The following is a 14380-nucleotide window of genomic DNA, read 5'->3' on the forward strand; positions in this document are numbered from 1 at the left end:
GCGTGACCGATGCTAAGCGCGCCGCGCGCTCGCCACCCGCGCAATCGCGCCGATCGCGTCGCTGACGAGTACCGCGAGCAAGCCGACGATCACGCCGCCTTGCAGCACGAACGCGGTGTTCGACGTCTGCAGGCCCGCGATGATCACGTCGCCGAGCCCGCGCGCGGCGACCGTCGAGCCGATCGTCGCGGTGCCGAGATTGATCACGACCGCAAGGCGGACGCCGTTGACGATCACCGGGAACGCGAGCGGCAGCTCGACGGACACCAGTTGCTGCCAGCCGCTCATGCCCATCCCGCGCGCGGCGTCGACGACGTCGCGCGGCACGTCCTCGAGCCCGGCGATCGTGCTTTCGAAAATCGGCAGGAGCCCGTACAGCACGAGCGCGATCAGCACGGGTTTCAATCCGAAGCCGACTGCCGGCACGGCAAGCGCGAGCACGGCGACCGGCGGGAAGGTCTGGCCGATATCGACGACGCTGCGCGCGACCGGCAGGAAATCCGCGCCGAACCGCCGCGTGACCGCGATGCCGGCCGCGACTGCGACGATCGTGCCGATCAGGCTCGACAGCGCGACCGTGCCGAGATGCGCGAGCGTGAGATCGAGCAGGCTCGCGCGATCGTAGATCACCGGCGCGCCGTTGTCCGCGAACGGCGCGAACAGGCCGTGCAGCCACGCGGGGCGCAACAGCAGCACGAGCAGCAGCGCGAGCGCGGCCGCGCGGGCGACGTACGCGGGAAGCGAAGACCGCCTGGGCCGTACGTTGCCGCGCGTCGTCATGCGGGCTGCCTCGCGTGCGAGCGGATCGCGTCGAGCGTGATGCGGCGGGGGCCGTGTGCGGTGCCGTTGCCCGTATCGTCGACGGGCAGTGCGTCGACACCGCGCCACAATAATTCGGACACCGCATCGCGCAGCGTGCGCGTCGCCGCGATCGGCTCGCCGTCGGCGCGGCCGGCTTCGGCCACTGCATCGATCGGCGTCAGCGCGAGCAGGCGCAGCGGCCGGTCGACGCCCGCGACGAGCTGCTCGACGACACCCGCTGCCGGCTTGCCGAGAATTTCGGCAGGCGGCGCGACCTGCAGCAGCCGACCGCCGTCCATCACCGCGATCGTGTCGCCGAGCTTCAGCGCTTCCTCGATATCGTGCGTGACGATCACGACCGTGATGCCGAGGCGGCGCTGCAGCGCGAACAAGTCGTCCTGCGCCTTGTTGCGGATGATCGGATCGAGCGCGCCGAACGGTTCGTCCATCAGCAGCATCGCGGGCTCGGCTGCGAGCGCGCGCGCAACGCCGACGCGCTGCTGCTGGCCGCCCGACAGTTCGTGCGGCAGCTTGCCCGCGAATTCGGCCGGCGCGAGATGGAACAGGTCGAGCAGTTCGTTTACGCGCGCGTCGATACGGGCGGCCGGCCAGCCGAGCAGGCGCGGCACGGTCGCGATGTTGCGCGCGACGCTCCAGTGCGGAAACAGCCCGTGCCCCTGGATCGCATAGCCGATGCCGCGGCGCAGTTGCTCGGGCGCGACGGTCGCCGTATCGACGCCGTCGATGCGGATCGTGCCGCTGGTCGGCGCGATCAGCCGGTTGATCATGCGCAAGAGCGTCGACTTGCCGCTGCCCGATGCGCCCACGAGCGCGGTGATCGTGCCGCGCTGTATCGTCAGCGATACGTCGTCGACGGCGACCACGTCGCCGAAGCGTTTGCCGATTCGTTCGATCTCGATCATCCTGCACGCCCCTTCGCGAGCGACGTCGCGGCTTCGAACACGACGGCGGCCGCCAGTGCGAGCGCGATCGTCGGGATCGCGCCGAGCAGCACGAGATCGGCGGCCGATTGCCCGATCCCCTGGAAGATGAACGTGCCGAATCCGCCGCCGCCGATCAGCGCGGCCACCGCGGTCAGGCCGATGTTCTGCACGAGCACGATGCGCACGCCGCTCAGGATCACCGGCAGCGCGAGCACGAGATCGACGCGCAGCAGCCGCTGCGCGCGTGTCATGCCCATCGCGCGCGCCGCTTCGGTCACGTGCGGCGGCACCTGTCCGAGCCCGACCACGACGCTCGATGCGATCGGCAGCAGCGAGTAGAGGAACAGCGCGAGCGCGGCCGGCGCGACGCCGATGCCGCGGATGCCGAGTGCGGCCGCGAGCGGCACGTGCGCGGCGAGCAGGCCGAGCGGCGCCATCATCAGCCCGTACATCGCGATGCTGGGGATCGTCTGCACGATATTGAGCACGGGCATCGCGACGGTGCGCACCGCCGCGATGCGCGCGCATGCGATGCCGAGCGGCACGCCCGCGACGAGCGCGGCGGCGACCGAGCCGCCCGCGAGCGACACGTGGCGGATCGCTTCGCGCCAGAAATCGTCGCTGCGCACCGCGTATTCGCGCATCACGGAGAGGCCGTCCCACCAGCCGCTCGCGAGCGGCACGGAAATCGCCGCTATCGCGACGGCGAGCGCGGCGAGGCGCCGCCACGGGCCGAACGCGAGGCGTGCGAGCGCGTCGGCGATGAGCACCGCCCACGCGAACAGCAGCAGCCAGACGCCGGCGTCGGGCGATACGCGGGCCAGCATGTCGTCGGGCGCGACGACGTGCGTCGCGGCCGCGCCGACCGCATACGCGAGTGTCGCGAGCCCCGCGCAGCCGGCCGCGAGCCGCCACGCGGGACGGCTCGCCGTCATCGCCCACAGCGCGCCGGCGGTCCATAGCGCGGCGAGCGCGGTGCCCTGCATCGCGGGCAGCGCGGCGAACACCGATAGCCCGGTGCCGGCCGCGATCCGGTTCGGCCGCAGCACCGCGAACGACAGGCCGAACACGGCGACGATCGTCAGTACGCCGATCAGGATGCCGACCTTGTCGAGCGTGACGCGCCGCGCGGACGCCGCCGCGCCCTCCGTCATTTCACGAAACCCTTCGATTTCAGGTAGCTTTTCGCGACGCCGGCAGCCGGCTCGCCGTTGAGCTGGATGCGCGCGTTCAGCGATTGCAGCGTCTTCAGGTCGAGGCTCGCGAACACGGGCTTCAGATACTCGGCGATTTCCGGATGCGCTTTCAGCGCGGCTTCGCGGATCACCGGCGCCGGCGCGTAGACGGGCTGCACGTGCTTGTCGTCGTCGAGCACCGCGAGGCCGCTCGAGGCGATGCCGCCGTCGGTGCCGTAGACCATCGCGGCGTTCACGCCGTCCGTCTGGTTCGCGGCGGCTTTGATCGTCGCCGCCGTGTCGCCGCCGGACAGCACGACGAGCTGCTCGGGCTTCAGCTTGAAGCCGTACGCTTTCTCGAACGACGGCAGCGCGGACGCGCTGTTCACGAATTCGGCCGACGCCGCGAGCTTCACCTTGCCGCCGCCGGCCACCCACTTGCCGAAGTCGGAGAAGGTCTTCAGGTGCTGCGACTGCGCGACGGGCGCGAGCAGCGCGACGCCCCACGTGTTGTTCGCGGGCGCCGGTGCGAGCCACACGAGATGGTTCGCCGCGTAGTCGAGCTTCTTCGCGGTGTCGTAGCCCTGGCTCGCGTTCTTCCACAACGGGTCGTCGGCCTTGTTGAAGAAGAACGCGGCGTTGCCCGTGTATTCGGGGTAGATGTCGATCTCGCCGCTCGTGAGCGCCTTGCGCACGATCGGCGTCGTGCCGAGCGCGATCTTTTCGGTGACGGGAATGCCGTGGGCCTTCAGCACCTGTGAAATGAGGTTGCCGAGCAGGTTGCCTTCGGTGTCGATCTTCGACGACACCACGACGGGCGTGTCGGCGTGCGCGCCGGGCGCCGCGATGGCGGCGGCGAACGCGAGGCCCAGGATCCGGGCGGGCAGGGCGAGCTTCATCGGGGCCAATCTCCAGGACGGGGGCGTACGCCGAAAGTTACTTGACTGAGCCGGCTTTGGCAAACCGCGTGCGGCGGCGTGCCCACAGCCGGTGTGGGGATAACCCGCACCCGTCATACGGGCTTGTTACACTGAAATTCGTTCCCGCCTGCGGACATTTGCTGACATGAAGCCCGAGCTGCTGGTCCTCATCGCGCTGCGCGCCGACGCGCATCGCGAGATCGCCGCGTCGTTCGACGTGCACTACGCCCCGACGCCCGACGAGCGCGAACGCGCGATCGCCGCACACGGCAGCACGATTCGCGCGGTGCTGACCAACGGCAGCACGGGGTTGACCGCCGCCGAAATCGACCGGCTGCCGCGGCTCACGTTCGTCAGCGCGCTCGGCGCGGGCTACGAGCACATCGACGTCGCGCACGCGAAGGCGCGCGGCATTACCGTGGTTACGGGCGCCGGCACCAACGACGACTGCGTCGCCGATCACGCGTTCGCGCTGCTGCTCGCGGCGGTGCGCAACGTCGTGCAACTCGATGCGAAAACCCGCGCGGGCGTGTGGCGTGACGGGCTGTCGATGCCGCCGAACGTGTCGGGCAAGAAGCTCGGCATCGTCGGGCTCGGCAAGATCGGCGAGAAATGCGCGCGCCGCGCGGCCGGCTTCGACATCGAGATCGGCTATCACAACCGGTCGGAGAAGCGGGGGCCGTACCGCTATTTCGACCGGATCGACGCACTCGCGCAGTGGGCCGATTTCCTGATCGTCGCGACGCCGGGCGGCGCGGGCACGCGGCACCTGATCGATCGCACCGTGCTCGACGCGCTCGGCCCCGGCGGCTTTCTCGTCAACGTGTCGCGCGGCAGCGTTGTCGATACCGCTGCTTTGGCGGATGCGCTGCGCGAACGACGCATCGCGGGGGCGGGGCTCGACGTGTACGAAGGCGAACCGGAGCCGCCGCGTGCGCTGACGGATCTCGACAGCGTCGTGCTGACGCCGCACATGGGCGGCTGGTCGCCCGAGGCGCTCGATCGTTCGGTGCGGCAGTTTCTCGACAACGCGGCGCGGCATTTCGCCGGGCAACCGGTGTTGACGCCGGTGTAAGCGCCGGGCGGCGGCGTCGAGTCAGTCCGCCTGTTTGCAGAATGCCCAGTAGAAATCCGGCAGGTTCGCCGGCTTGTCGGCATCGAGATCGATCCAGCCGAACCGGTCGTGCTCGGCGCTCAGCACGATTTCACGGCGCTCGACCTGGCACGCGAAGCACACGATCAGTACGCGCCTGCCCGGCACAACCTCGCACGAACGGCTGCCCACGTAACGGATTGCCGATGCGGCGATTCCGCATTCTTCCTGCACTTCGCGCGCGACGGCGGCTTCGAGCGATTCGCCGGCCTCGGGCCAGCCGCCAGGCAGCTCCCACTCACCGCGAGGGTTGCGCAGGAACAGGACCGAACGTCCGTCGCGGACGATGGCTTTGGCGCTGATGGGAATCATGTGGGCTCACCGCAGGCATTCGATTTCCGCAGCCTATCGCAGGTGCCTCTTTCGTGCAGCGAATCCCCGCCCGCATCGACGCGCATGCAGGCGGGGGAGGCGGTGTCGTTACGCCGGCAGCCGGCGCACGGCTACGCGCCTGTCGACGAGGACGACGACGACGCGAGCGGCACCGTCACCGACGTGCCGGCCGGATCGAGCGTCAGGCCCGTGCCGGGCGTCGGCCGCAGCGTCGCCTCGTAGTCGCTGGAGAGGACGACGAGCCCCAGCCGGTGGCCGGCTTCCAGCTTGTAGTCGCGCGGCATGAACGTCAGCTTCAGGTCGTACGGCATGCCGGGCAGCACGGGTTGCGACACCCACTCGGACAACCGGTTGCGCGGGTCGGTCCACGCACGCGTGACGATCGTCGCCGTGCCGTCCGGCGCGCGGTCGATCAACAGCGCCGTCACGTTCGCGACACCCGTGAAGGTCAGCCTGACGCGCGCGGTCGCGGCGCCGGAGAGGCGCGTCGCGGCCGTCAGCGGGGCCGTCTCGAAGCGGCTGCGGTTTTCGCCCGTCGGCGTGTTCGCCAGCGTGAGCGCGGGAATGCGCGCATCGTCGGTGAAGCGTGCGAGCGGGCCGCCGCTCGGCAGCCGCAGCAGCGTGCCGGTGCCGGCGCCGTCGCCGCCCGCGAAGTACGTGACCGGCGTGGCGTGCCGTGCGGCCCAGTCGGCTTCCTTCAGCAGCGTGCCGTCCGCTTGCGCGATCACCGCGCGCGGATCGCGCTCGACGCCGTTGTCATAGCCGATCAGGTAGCGCGTGAACCACCGGTTCACCTCCGCGGTCCATGCGTCGGCCATCGCCGGCACACGGGTCGGATCGGTGTGTTTCAGGCGATGCAGCCACAGCTGGGTCGGCACGCCCTGGCGTCGCATCGCCAGATACCACGACGTCGACTGGTCGACGCGCACGTTGTCGTCGGTGAGCCCCTGCGCGACGAGCGCCGGTGCGACCGCGAACGCGGTCGGAATGTCGCGCGCGGCCCAGAACGGCGAATAGTCGCCGGTCTTGCGGTCCTCCTGCTGCAGCGCTTCGTCGATCAGGTGCGTGCAGCGCTCCGGATGCGCGTTCGTCAGCAGCGCCTTGATGTACACGTCGACATCCTCGCCCTGGTAGCCTTCCGGCGCGCGCACGAGCCCGCCCGAGCGGTAGTAGCCGTACATGTTCGACAGCCCGGCCACCGGGACGATCGCGTCGAGCCCGCGCGTGCGCAGGCTCGCGACCATCTTCGGCAGCGTGCCGTCGTACGACACGCCGTACATGCCGACGTGGCCCGTCGACCAGTTCGCGACGACCGTCTTGCCGTTCGCGTCCTTCGCGGTCGCGTCGTGGCCGAGCCAGCGGATCACCGACGCCATCGCGACCGATTCGTCGCGCGTCAGGATCGTCGGGCAGCCGTCCGAGCCGGCGGTGCCGAGCGAATCCGCATAGACGATCGTGAAGCCGCGCGGCACGAAGTAGCTTTCGATCCACGAGCGGCCGGCGGCGGCCGCCTCGACCTGCTGCAGCATCCGCGATTGCGGCGCGGCGGCCAGGATGCGGGTGGACGCCGATGCCGCGGCGCCGGCCGCCGCGGCCGGATGCGGCGTGCCGTCGAGTTCGACGTCGACGTCGTGGTCGGGGCTGTCGGCCAGCCCTGCGTAATACGGGCTCGCGAGCACGATGACGGGCGTGCGCGCGCCGTTCGCGGTCTCGGACGGCCGCACGATGCGCACGTGGATGCGGTCGCGCGTGCCGTCGCCGTCGGAGTCGACCGGCGTGTCGACCCACGCGTTCTCCTCGATCGTGCCGCCCGACAGCGACGGCTGCACCTGGCCGTTGCTGATCACCGGCTTGTAGCGCCCGTTGCTCGCGGGATTCGCGTAAGGAACGCCGGACGGCGAAAAGTGCGACGCGAACGATTGCGTATCGGATGTATCGGCCGCGGCGGCGGCCCCCTCCCGTTGGCCCTGCGCGAGCGCTGACACGCCCGCCGCGCCGCCGCCGTCGTCGCCGCCGCACGCGGCAAGCGTCGCGGCCGCCACGAGCGCGGGCAGCCATGCGCGCCGCACTCCGGTTCGATGAATGTTCATTGAATCGACCTCGTCTCTTGTGTTTGTCTGGAACCGGCCGGCTCGCGATACGCCCCCTGCGGCCTGGCCGGGTGCTGCGTCGGATGAAGCGGAACTGCACCATCGAACAACGACGGGCGAGACGTACGGGACGCTCGCCCGGTGCCGGCGCGCGTCAGGCGACGCGCAGCCGGCCGGCGTCGAGGCGAGCGCGTCGCCCCGAACGGAAATCGTCAGTGCGGCGGTTCGCCGCGAACGCCGTAAATACAGGAGTGCGAATCGAATATGGGCATGCCCGAGCTTCCTTCAGGTTTCGGATGAAACGGAACGGCACGACGCGATGAGGCGGGAATGTTGCGAACGGCGGTGCTGCAACGACAGGAAAGCGCGACGCGAGCCGGCACGCTGGCCGGATTGCTTTCCGGAAGCTTGCGCAAAAGTTATCTCAGTGAAATGCGCGTGTCAAACTTTTTTAGTTCGAGTCAAACAAAGTTTCGTTGCGCGGCGGCGGGCGGGCCGACTTTCCCGAAGTCCGTCCGTAAACAGGGAAAGGCGGGCTGAAAAAGAGAGAGTGCAATGGCGATTCCGGTCACGGAGGCGGCCGGTCTTTCGCCCGCGCACATGGCGCGGGCGGCGCTCGACGGGCGCCGGCTGGGGTAGGGCTGGCGCAGTAGGCGCGGCCCCGCGCCGATTCAGACGCTGTAGCCGATCCGCAGGACACCCCATGGCCGGCCGCCGACGACGATCGGCGCGGACACGTCCTTCATCAGCACGAACTGGCCGTTGCCCATGTCGCGGCGATAGGTCTGCAACAGGAACGGCTTGTTATGCGAGACGGACATGCGCGCCGTCCGGTCCGTGTAGATCCGGCGGTTCCGGCAATTCGCCGCGTTCCAGGCGGCGTCTGCGCGCTGAGGCAGCGAGAACTTCCGGTTGTGGGTCGGCAGGTAGCACTGGCGGTCGAAGCTCGCGCAATAGACGATGCGTTCGTCCACGTCGAGCACCGGCTCCTGGATGGCGGGCAGCACGCGATCGGTGAACGCGGTGAAGCGCGTCATGAACTGCTGCGGGTCGGTGCCCGGAATCGGTTCGTAGTGCGCATCGAAGAGCGCGTCGAGCGCGATATCGCCGCGGCCGACCGCCTCCTCGAAGAGTTTGCCGATCGCGGCGGCCGTGTGCCGCGCGGTGTCGATCAGCCGCGTGTCGGGCGATTCGATGCCGGTCGCGGCCGTGAGCTCGATCAGCGTCTCGGAGACGGAGAGCAGATTGCCGAGCCGGTCCTTGGCCTGCGAGAAGTTGTCGGCCGAATTCTCGACGCCGGACGCCATCTCGCCCACCTGCTCGTCGAGACGGTGACACTGCGTCTCGATCTCGTCCGTCAGCGACGCGATCTGTTCGGCTTCTCCTGCAAGCTCGGTGATCGCGTGGCCGGTCGCATGCACGACCTCGCCGATCGTGCGCGTGCCCTCGCGCACGCGATGCGCGCGGGCGGCGTTGTCGGTGCCTTCCGCGATCAGGTGTTCGGTCTGCTCGGCGAGCCGCGCGAGGGTCGTCTCGATCTGGGCCGTCGCCTGCCCGGTCTTCGCGGACAGGTTCTTGACCTCGGCCGCGACGACCGCGAAGCTGCGTCCCGACTCGCCGGCGCGTGCGGCCTCGATCGCGGCGTTCAGCGCGAGCAGGTGGGTCTGGCGCGCGATGACGGAGATTTCCTCGGACACGGCCCGCACGTGATCGAGCGCGTCGCGCAGCGCGCCCATCTGATCGCCGATCGTGGTGACGCCCTCGACGAGGCCGTGAATGTCGGCGAGCGATGCCTCGATCGTCTGCTGCGACTGCCGGACCGCATTCGACGCATTGGCGCTGACGTCGCGCACCTGCTGGGCGGCCTCGGCGATCCGGTGGTTGCCGCGCAGCGTGAGCGCGGCCGATTCGCGCAGCGTATGGCACACCTGTGCCTGCCGGGCGACGCGGGGCGCGACTTCCTCGACGTGGCCCGACACGTCGCAGATCTCGATGCCGAGCCTGCCGGCCTGTTCGGCGATGTCGCCGACGAGCGCGCGCGACGAACGGCGGCCGCGGCCGATTCCGAAGAAGTTCACGTTGGTGGGCCTCCTTGAGGGCATGCGCGTCGGTTTCCCGGCGAATGTTGGGCGTGCGTTCCTGACTTGACGGCCCCGCGGCTGCGGACTTGAGGTCGGGTAAACATCGAGATCGGCATGCTGGATGGTCGGACCGATGCCGGCCGGGATGCGTTTGCGCCACGTTTCCGTGGCGGCGCCCCCGCGGTGCGGAGCCGGACGGGCGGCGTGCGGCGGCCGCCCGTGCGCAGGCGCTGCGTCAGAACACGTGATGGATGCCTGCGTTGACGCCGACCGTCGTGCCCGGCAACCCGTACAACGCGCCGCCCGTAATGCCGAGGCCCGTATTCATCGCACCGTGGTTGTTGACCACGCCAACCTGCACATACAGGCCCGTTCGTTTCGACAGGCTGTAGTCGGCGCCGATCGCGGCAAGCAGCGAATGATTGTGCGAATCGTTGCGGTCGGTCGTATACCACGCACCGGTGTTCAGGTCGAGGGCGGGCGTGATGCGATAGTCGAGGCCGGCGCTGTACACGTTGTTGCTGAACGAGCCGGCGACCTTGTAGCTCGTGAACGACGCCTTGCCGGTCACCGGCCCGAACGTATAGGCGGTGCCGATCGTGCGGCCGACGAACGCGACCGTGCTCGGCACCGGCGTCGGCGACGTGCCGCCGTTGCCATCGTAGAGCGCCGCGTTGAGCATGAAGCCGCCGTTCGTATAGGTGAGGCTGCCGGAATACTGGCGTCCCGCCTGGAAGTCGCCGGCCTTGCCGCCGAAACCGAACATCGCGCTGGCCGTCAGCCCGGCGATCGTGGGGCTCGTGTACGAAATCGCGTTCGGGTTGAACAGGCCCGTGACAAGCACGTTGTCGACATACGGCACCAGCGCGGCGCCGAAGTGCGAGACGTTGCGCGGATCCGATCCGAGTATCGCGAGCACGAACGGCGAGAACTGCAGGCCGACCTTCGTTTCGCCGAAGCCGCCGTCGATTCCGACCCACGCCTGGCGGCCGAAGAAGTTGCCGTTCGAATGGCCGAACGCGCCGTCCGTGACGTTGAAGCCGCTTTCCAGCTTGAATCTCGCGTGCAGCCCGCCGCCGAGATCCTCGGTGCCCGCGATGCCGAAGTTGGTCGGCGTCATGCCCGTGTCGGTCAGCGCGAACTGGCGGCCGGCGTTGCCGCCGGTTGCCGAATCGAGCGATCGGTTCGTATAGAGCAATGCGGCGTCGAGATCGCCGTACAGCGTGACGCTGCTCTGCGCGAAACCGTTCGGGCTTGCCGCCGCGCCGAGCAGCGCCGCGCAAATCGTCCATGTCCTGCTCTTCATCGTGTGTCTCCGTTTTTGTGAATGTTGTAATACGTATGACTAATTAAAAATTAGATGGCGAAAGCGATGCGAGCCGCCTGCATGCCGTGCCGTCGGGGAACGCACGACGCCGCGCCGCGACGCGCCGTCGCGCGCGGGCCCGGCCTCAGGCGAGCTTGGCATAGACGTTGCACCAGCCTTCGGCGGCAACCGTCTTGCCCGCGAACATCGGGCAAGTACCGAAGGATTCGCCCGTGGCGGCCTTGTAGAAGCGGCAGTTCGAACAGGTCTGTCCGGCCTGATACTTCGGGAACTTGCCGGCATCGACGGCCGTGGCCTTTGCGCGGTAGCCGAGCGTCTTCGCTGCGGCGTCGTTCTCGTCGACGGGCGGTGCGGCTGCGAATGCGCGCGTGCCGGCCGCGAGCGCGGCGCACAGGCCGGCGGCCTGTACGAAGAAGGTTCTGCGATGTCGGGAGATCATGATGTATTCCTGAATGAAATGACGAGAAAAAGTCCGACCCGCGCGCCGGGCATGCTGCCGGGCACGAAGGTCGACCGAAACGAAAGCGGGCGGGAAGTTATTTGCGCGGGCCGGCGACGAGCGGCGCCTTCGACGCGTTGGCGATATCGGCGGTCAGCTTGGTCTTCGACGCGTCGTAGCCGTTCGAGTACAGCAGGAACGCCATCAGGTCCTCGTATTCCTGGGCAGTCATCTTGCCGGGGCGATCGGCCGGCATGTTGCTCGACATGTACAGGAAGATGCCGCCGACCGTGATGTGCGACTTGCCCTCGGGCGCGAACGATTCCCCGCTCAGCGCGGGTGCGGTATTGCCCTCGAGCTGGTCGCCGTGGCATTTCGCGCATGCATCGGTATAGAGCTTCTTGCCGTGTTGCACCTGCGCCTGGTCGAACGACGGGACGCCACTGCCTTCGCTCGTCGAAACCTTGATGAAGCCGTTTTTTGCCGGCCGCCGAGCGGCCGCGATCGCACCGTCGAGAAACCGCGCGGGCACGGGCGTGGCGGCGGCTTGCGCGATGTCGTCGGGAAGCGTCCAGCCGCGCGTGAGCGAGGCGAGACGGCCGTTGCCGCTCATCCGCGACAGCGTGGCGTCGATGCGCCGTTGCAGCGCGTCCTTGCCCGGCCCGAATGCGAACGACAATTGCCAGTCCGAGTACGGCGACGATGTCGCCGCCACCTTGAACCGTTGTCGCGGGTGCGCACGCTCGTAGGCGACGACGCTCGGATACCAGACGATCGCGCGCTGCGCGCGACCCGTGGCGAGCGCGCCGATCGTCTTTTCGCTCGTGTTTTCGAGGTCGAAGCGGGCGTTCGCCTGCTGCGCGGCGATCAGTTGCGACGGGCTGCCATACGTGGCCGCGATCGTTTCCTTCGCGCCGGTCGGCGCTTGCGCGTCGCGCAGCGACACGCTGACGTAGCCGGAGCGCAGATAGCCTTGCGAGAACGTCATTTTCGATTCCGACGCATCGGCGATCGCCGAACGCGGGAAGCCCGCGACCACGTCGCAGTCGCGTTCGAGCGATTTCGTCAGCTCGCTGGCGGAGATGCCGTCGTCGTCGCCGTTGTCGTCGACGCCGCGTGTGTTGAAGGTCGCAGCGATGCCCGAGGTGCGGAACACCTCGCGCGCAACGGAGCGGTCGAGCGCCGTGGTCGGGCTGCCGGGCAACGTGCAGACGCGCACGCCGGCCGACGCGGCTGCCGGTGTCAGCGCCACGCCCACGGCGAGCAGACTGGCGACGGTAACGGAAGTGAGGCGAGTATTCATGGTCGTGGGTCCGGTTGAAGCGGGTGGGGCGTCGCGCCCGCATCGGGCGCATGCGGGCGCGACTCGGGCGCGATTCGGGCGTGGCGCCCGTTCAGTCGAGCGCGAACACGTAGAGCGTGCCGCCGCGCGGAACGTCCTTCGCGATGTCGGCCATCGGGCCGCCCCAGATCGGGTTTGCGCCGCCGTAGCCAGCGAGCACGGCGACATACTCCTTGCCGTCGACCTCGTACACCGACGGCTGCGAAATGATGCCGCTCGCCAGTTGCGGGCTTTCCCACAGCACCTTGCCGGTCGCCGTATCGAACGCGTACAGGTGGCCGTCGAGCGAGCCGCTGAACGCGAGGCCGCTCGCCGTGGTCGCGACGCCGCCGTTCCACGGCTTCTTCGTCCAGTGACTCCACAGCTTCTTGCCGGTGTTCACGTCGATGGCCGTCAGTTCGCCGTAGCCTTCGCTGCCCGGCTCGGGCTTGATCTCGAAGCCTTCGCCGAGATACGGCAGGCCTTCCATGTAGCTGACCGATTTGCCGGTCAGGCTCATGCACGCATGCAGCGCGGGTACGACCGCGATGTTGCGTTCCTGGTCGTACGAGATCGACCACCAGTTCTTGCCGCCGAGGAAGCTCGGGCACGTTTCGATCGTCGTGCCGGCCTTCGGGAACTTCGATGCGTCCTGGATCGGCTTGCCGTCGGCCGTGTAGCCGGTGACCGACAACGCCTTCACGAACGGCGTCGCGTAGATCAGCTTGCCGGTCGTGCGGTCGATCGCGTGGAAGAAGCCGTTGCGGTCGGCGTGGATGATCGCGTCGTAGTCCTTGCCCTTGTACTTGATGTCCGCGAGGACGGCCGCGTTCACGCCGTCGTAGTCCCACGTGTCGTTGTTCGTGTACTGGTAATGCCACTTCAGGTTGCCGCTCTTCGCATCGAGCGCGAGCAGCGAGTCGGAATACAGGTTGTCGCCGGGACGCAGCGCCGCGAGCCATGGGCCGGGGTTGCCGACGCCCCAGTACAGCGTGCGCGACGCGGCGTCGTACGTGCCGGTGAGCCACGCTGCGCCGCCGCCATGGCTTTGCATGCCGTCGGGCCAGGTTTCCGCGCCCTTTTCGCCGGCGGCGGGGATCGTGTAGCGTTTCCAGATCTGCGAGCCGTCCTCCGGATTCAGCGCGGCGATGTAGCCGCGAATGCCGTATTCGCCGCCGGACGTGCCGACGACGATCGCGCCGTCGATCGCGAGCGGCGCGAGCGAGAACGCGTAGCCGAGGCCCGGCTCGAACATCTGCTTCTTCCACACGAGATTGCCGCTCTGCGCGTCGAGCGCCGCGATTTCGCCGTTCAGCATCGCGATGTAGACGTTCTTGCCGTACAGCGCGACGCCACGGTTGACGACGTCGCAGCACGCGGTCTTGAACGATGCGGCGCCGAGCCTCGGCTCGTATTTCCACAACTGCTTGCCGGTCTTCGCATCGAACGCGTAGACGTTGTCCTTCGGCGTCGTCACGAACAGGTAGTTGCCGTTGACGATCGGCGTGGCCTCGAAGCCTTGCTTCAGGTCGGCGGGGAATTTGTACGCCCACACCTGCTTGAGATCCTTCGCGTTCGACGTGTCGATCTGCTTGAGCGGCGAATGCGAGCGGCCGTCGTAGGTGCGGTAGTAAGTCAGCCAGCCCGGGTCGCCGTGTGCATCGGTCAGGCGCTGGTAGGTCACGGCAGGGTAGTCCGCGGCCGCTTCGACGAGGCCGGGGTTCAGCGCGACGGCGGCCGCCACTGCTATTCCGATCGTCGCCAGCCGGCTCGCTGAAGCCGAGAGTTTCTTCATG

12 protein-coding genes are annotated in these 14380 nt (G+C 68.6%); 1 reads left to right on the forward strand and 11 read right to left on the reverse strand.

All coding sequences use genetic code 11. The features are described from left to right. Positions 1-12 precede the first annotated feature (12 nt). From WS89_RS06615 to osmF, 4 genes are read right to left on the reverse strand one after another with little or no spacing between them, the layout of a single operon-like run. Positions 13-780 (reverse strand): ABC transporter permease, encoded by a 768-nt coding sequence (locus WS89_RS06615; protein WP_059790016.1) that lies wholly within the window; start codon positions 778-780, stop codon positions 13-15. Continuing rightward, positions 777-1724, reverse strand: a complete 948-nt coding sequence (locus tag WS89_RS06620; protein WP_059502198.1) for an ABC transporter ATP-binding protein — start codon at positions 1722-1724, stop codon at positions 777-779. Before WS89_RS06620 ends, WS89_RS06615 begins: the two co-directional genes overlap by 4 nt. Further along, positions 1721-2899 carry an ABC transporter permease gene (locus WS89_RS06625; RefSeq protein ID WP_059790017.1) on the reverse strand — a complete coding sequence of 393 codons (1179 nt, stop codon included), beginning with the start codon at positions 2897-2899 and terminating at the stop codon, positions 1721-1723. The genes WS89_RS06620 and WS89_RS06625 overlap by 4 nt, the downstream gene beginning before the upstream one ends. Further along, positions 2896-3819 (reverse strand): glycine betaine ABC transporter substrate-binding protein OsmF, encoded by a 924-nt coding sequence (osmF, locus tag WS89_RS06630; RefSeq protein ID WP_059790019.1) that lies wholly within the window; start codon positions 3817-3819, stop codon positions 2896-2898. The genes WS89_RS06625 and osmF overlap by 4 nt, the downstream gene beginning before the upstream one ends. 166 nt (positions 3820-3985) lie before the next feature. On the opposite strand from osmF, the gene WS89_RS06635 reads away from it, so the two are divergent. Continuing rightward, positions 3986-4915: a 2-hydroxyacid dehydrogenase gene (locus WS89_RS06635; protein WP_059790021.1), complete on the forward strand. Its 930-nt coding sequence runs from the start codon at positions 3986-3988 to the stop codon at positions 4913-4915. A 21-nt stretch (positions 4916-4936) separates the two neighbouring features. On the opposite strand, the gene WS89_RS06640 is transcribed toward WS89_RS06635, so the two are convergent. The 7 genes from WS89_RS06640 to WS89_RS06670 all read right to left on the reverse strand — a co-directional run bounded on the left by WS89_RS06640 (position 4937) and on the right by WS89_RS06670 (position 14379). Then, positions 4937-5305, reverse strand: coding sequence for an NUDIX hydrolase (locus WS89_RS06640; protein WP_059790023.1), 369 nt, complete (start codon positions 5303-5305; stop codon positions 4937-4939). A 131-nt stretch (positions 5306-5436) separates the two neighbouring features. After that, entirely contained in the window at positions 5437-7416 is a 1980-nt protein-coding gene (locus WS89_RS06645; RefSeq protein ID WP_059790025.1) for a Xaa-Pro dipeptidyl-peptidase, read from the reverse strand. 671 nt (positions 7417-8087) lie between these two features. Then, the gene (locus WS89_RS06650; RefSeq protein ID WP_059790027.1) at positions 8088-9494 is read right to left on the reverse strand and encodes a methyl-accepting chemotaxis protein; all 1407 of its coding nucleotides are present in this window, start codon (positions 9492-9494) and stop codon (positions 8088-8090) included. Positions 9495-9732: 238 nt separating this feature from the next. After that, positions 9733-10803 (reverse strand): porin, encoded by a 1071-nt coding sequence (locus WS89_RS06655; RefSeq protein WP_059790029.1) that lies wholly within the window; start codon positions 10801-10803, stop codon positions 9733-9735. A 145-nt stretch (positions 10804-10948) separates the two neighbouring features. Next, on the reverse strand, positions 10949-11263 hold the full coding sequence (locus WS89_RS06660) for a high-potential iron-sulfur protein (RefSeq protein WP_059790031.1): 315 nt from the start codon (positions 11261-11263) through the stop codon (positions 10949-10951). Positions 11264-11360: 97 nt separating this feature from the next. Beyond that, complete coding sequence (locus WS89_RS06665) at positions 11361-12566, reverse strand: c-type cytochrome (RefSeq protein ID WP_059790033.1); 1206 nt, start codon at positions 12564-12566, stop codon at positions 11361-11363. Between the two features lie 91 nt (positions 12567-12657). Next, on the reverse strand, positions 12658-14379 hold the full coding sequence (locus WS89_RS06670; protein ID WP_059790076.1) for a methanol/ethanol family PQQ-dependent dehydrogenase: 1722 nt from the start codon (positions 14377-14379) through the stop codon (positions 12658-12660). Position 14380 lies beyond the last annotated feature (1 nt).

The sequence above is a fragment of the Burkholderia sp. MSMB1072 genome, from assembly GCF_001524725.1.
GTDB lineage: Bacteria > Pseudomonadota > Gammaproteobacteria > Burkholderiales > Burkholderiaceae > Burkholderia.

Excerpts from the sequence above, each read along its gene's own strand:
- WS89_RS06615 (WP_059790016.1), bottom strand. The coding sequence starts at position 780 with ATGACGACGCGCGGCAACGTACGGCCCAGGCGGTCTTCGCTTCCCGCG.
- WS89_RS06620 (WP_059502198.1), bottom strand. The coding sequence starts at position 1,724 with ATGATCGAGATCGAACGAATCGGCAAACGCTTCGGCGACGTGGTCGCC.
- WS89_RS06625 (WP_059790017.1), bottom strand. The coding sequence starts at position 2,899 with ATGACGGAGGGCGCGGCGGCGTCCGCGCGGCGCGTCACGCTCGACAAG.
- osmF (WP_059790019.1), bottom strand. The coding sequence starts at position 3,819 with ATGAAGCTCGCCCTGCCCGCCCGGATCCTGGGCCTCGCGTTCGCCGCC.
- WS89_RS06635 (WP_059790021.1), top strand. The coding sequence starts at position 3,986 with ATGAAGCCCGAGCTGCTGGTCCTCATCGCGCTGCGCGCCGACGCGCAT.
- WS89_RS06640 (WP_059790023.1), bottom strand. The coding sequence starts at position 5,305 with ATGATTCCCATCAGCGCCAAAGCCATCGTCCGCGACGGACGTTCGGTC.
- WS89_RS06645 (WP_059790025.1), bottom strand. The coding sequence starts at position 7,416 with ATGAACATTCATCGAACCGGAGTGCGGCGCGCATGGCTGCCCGCGCTC.
- WS89_RS06655 (WP_059790029.1), bottom strand. The coding sequence starts at position 10,803 with ATGAAGAGCAGGACATGGACGATTTGCGCGGCGCTGCTCGGCGCGGCG.
- WS89_RS06660 (WP_059790031.1), bottom strand. The coding sequence starts at position 11,263 with ATGATCTCCCGACATCGCAGAACCTTCTTCGTACAGGCCGCCGGCCTG.
- WS89_RS06665 (WP_059790033.1), bottom strand. The coding sequence starts at position 12,566 with ATGAATACTCGCCTCACTTCCGTTACCGTCGCCAGTCTGCTCGCCGTG.
- WS89_RS06670 (WP_059790076.1), bottom strand. The coding sequence starts at position 14,379 with ATGAAGAAACTCTCGGCTTCAGCGAGCCGGCTGGCGACGATCGGAATA.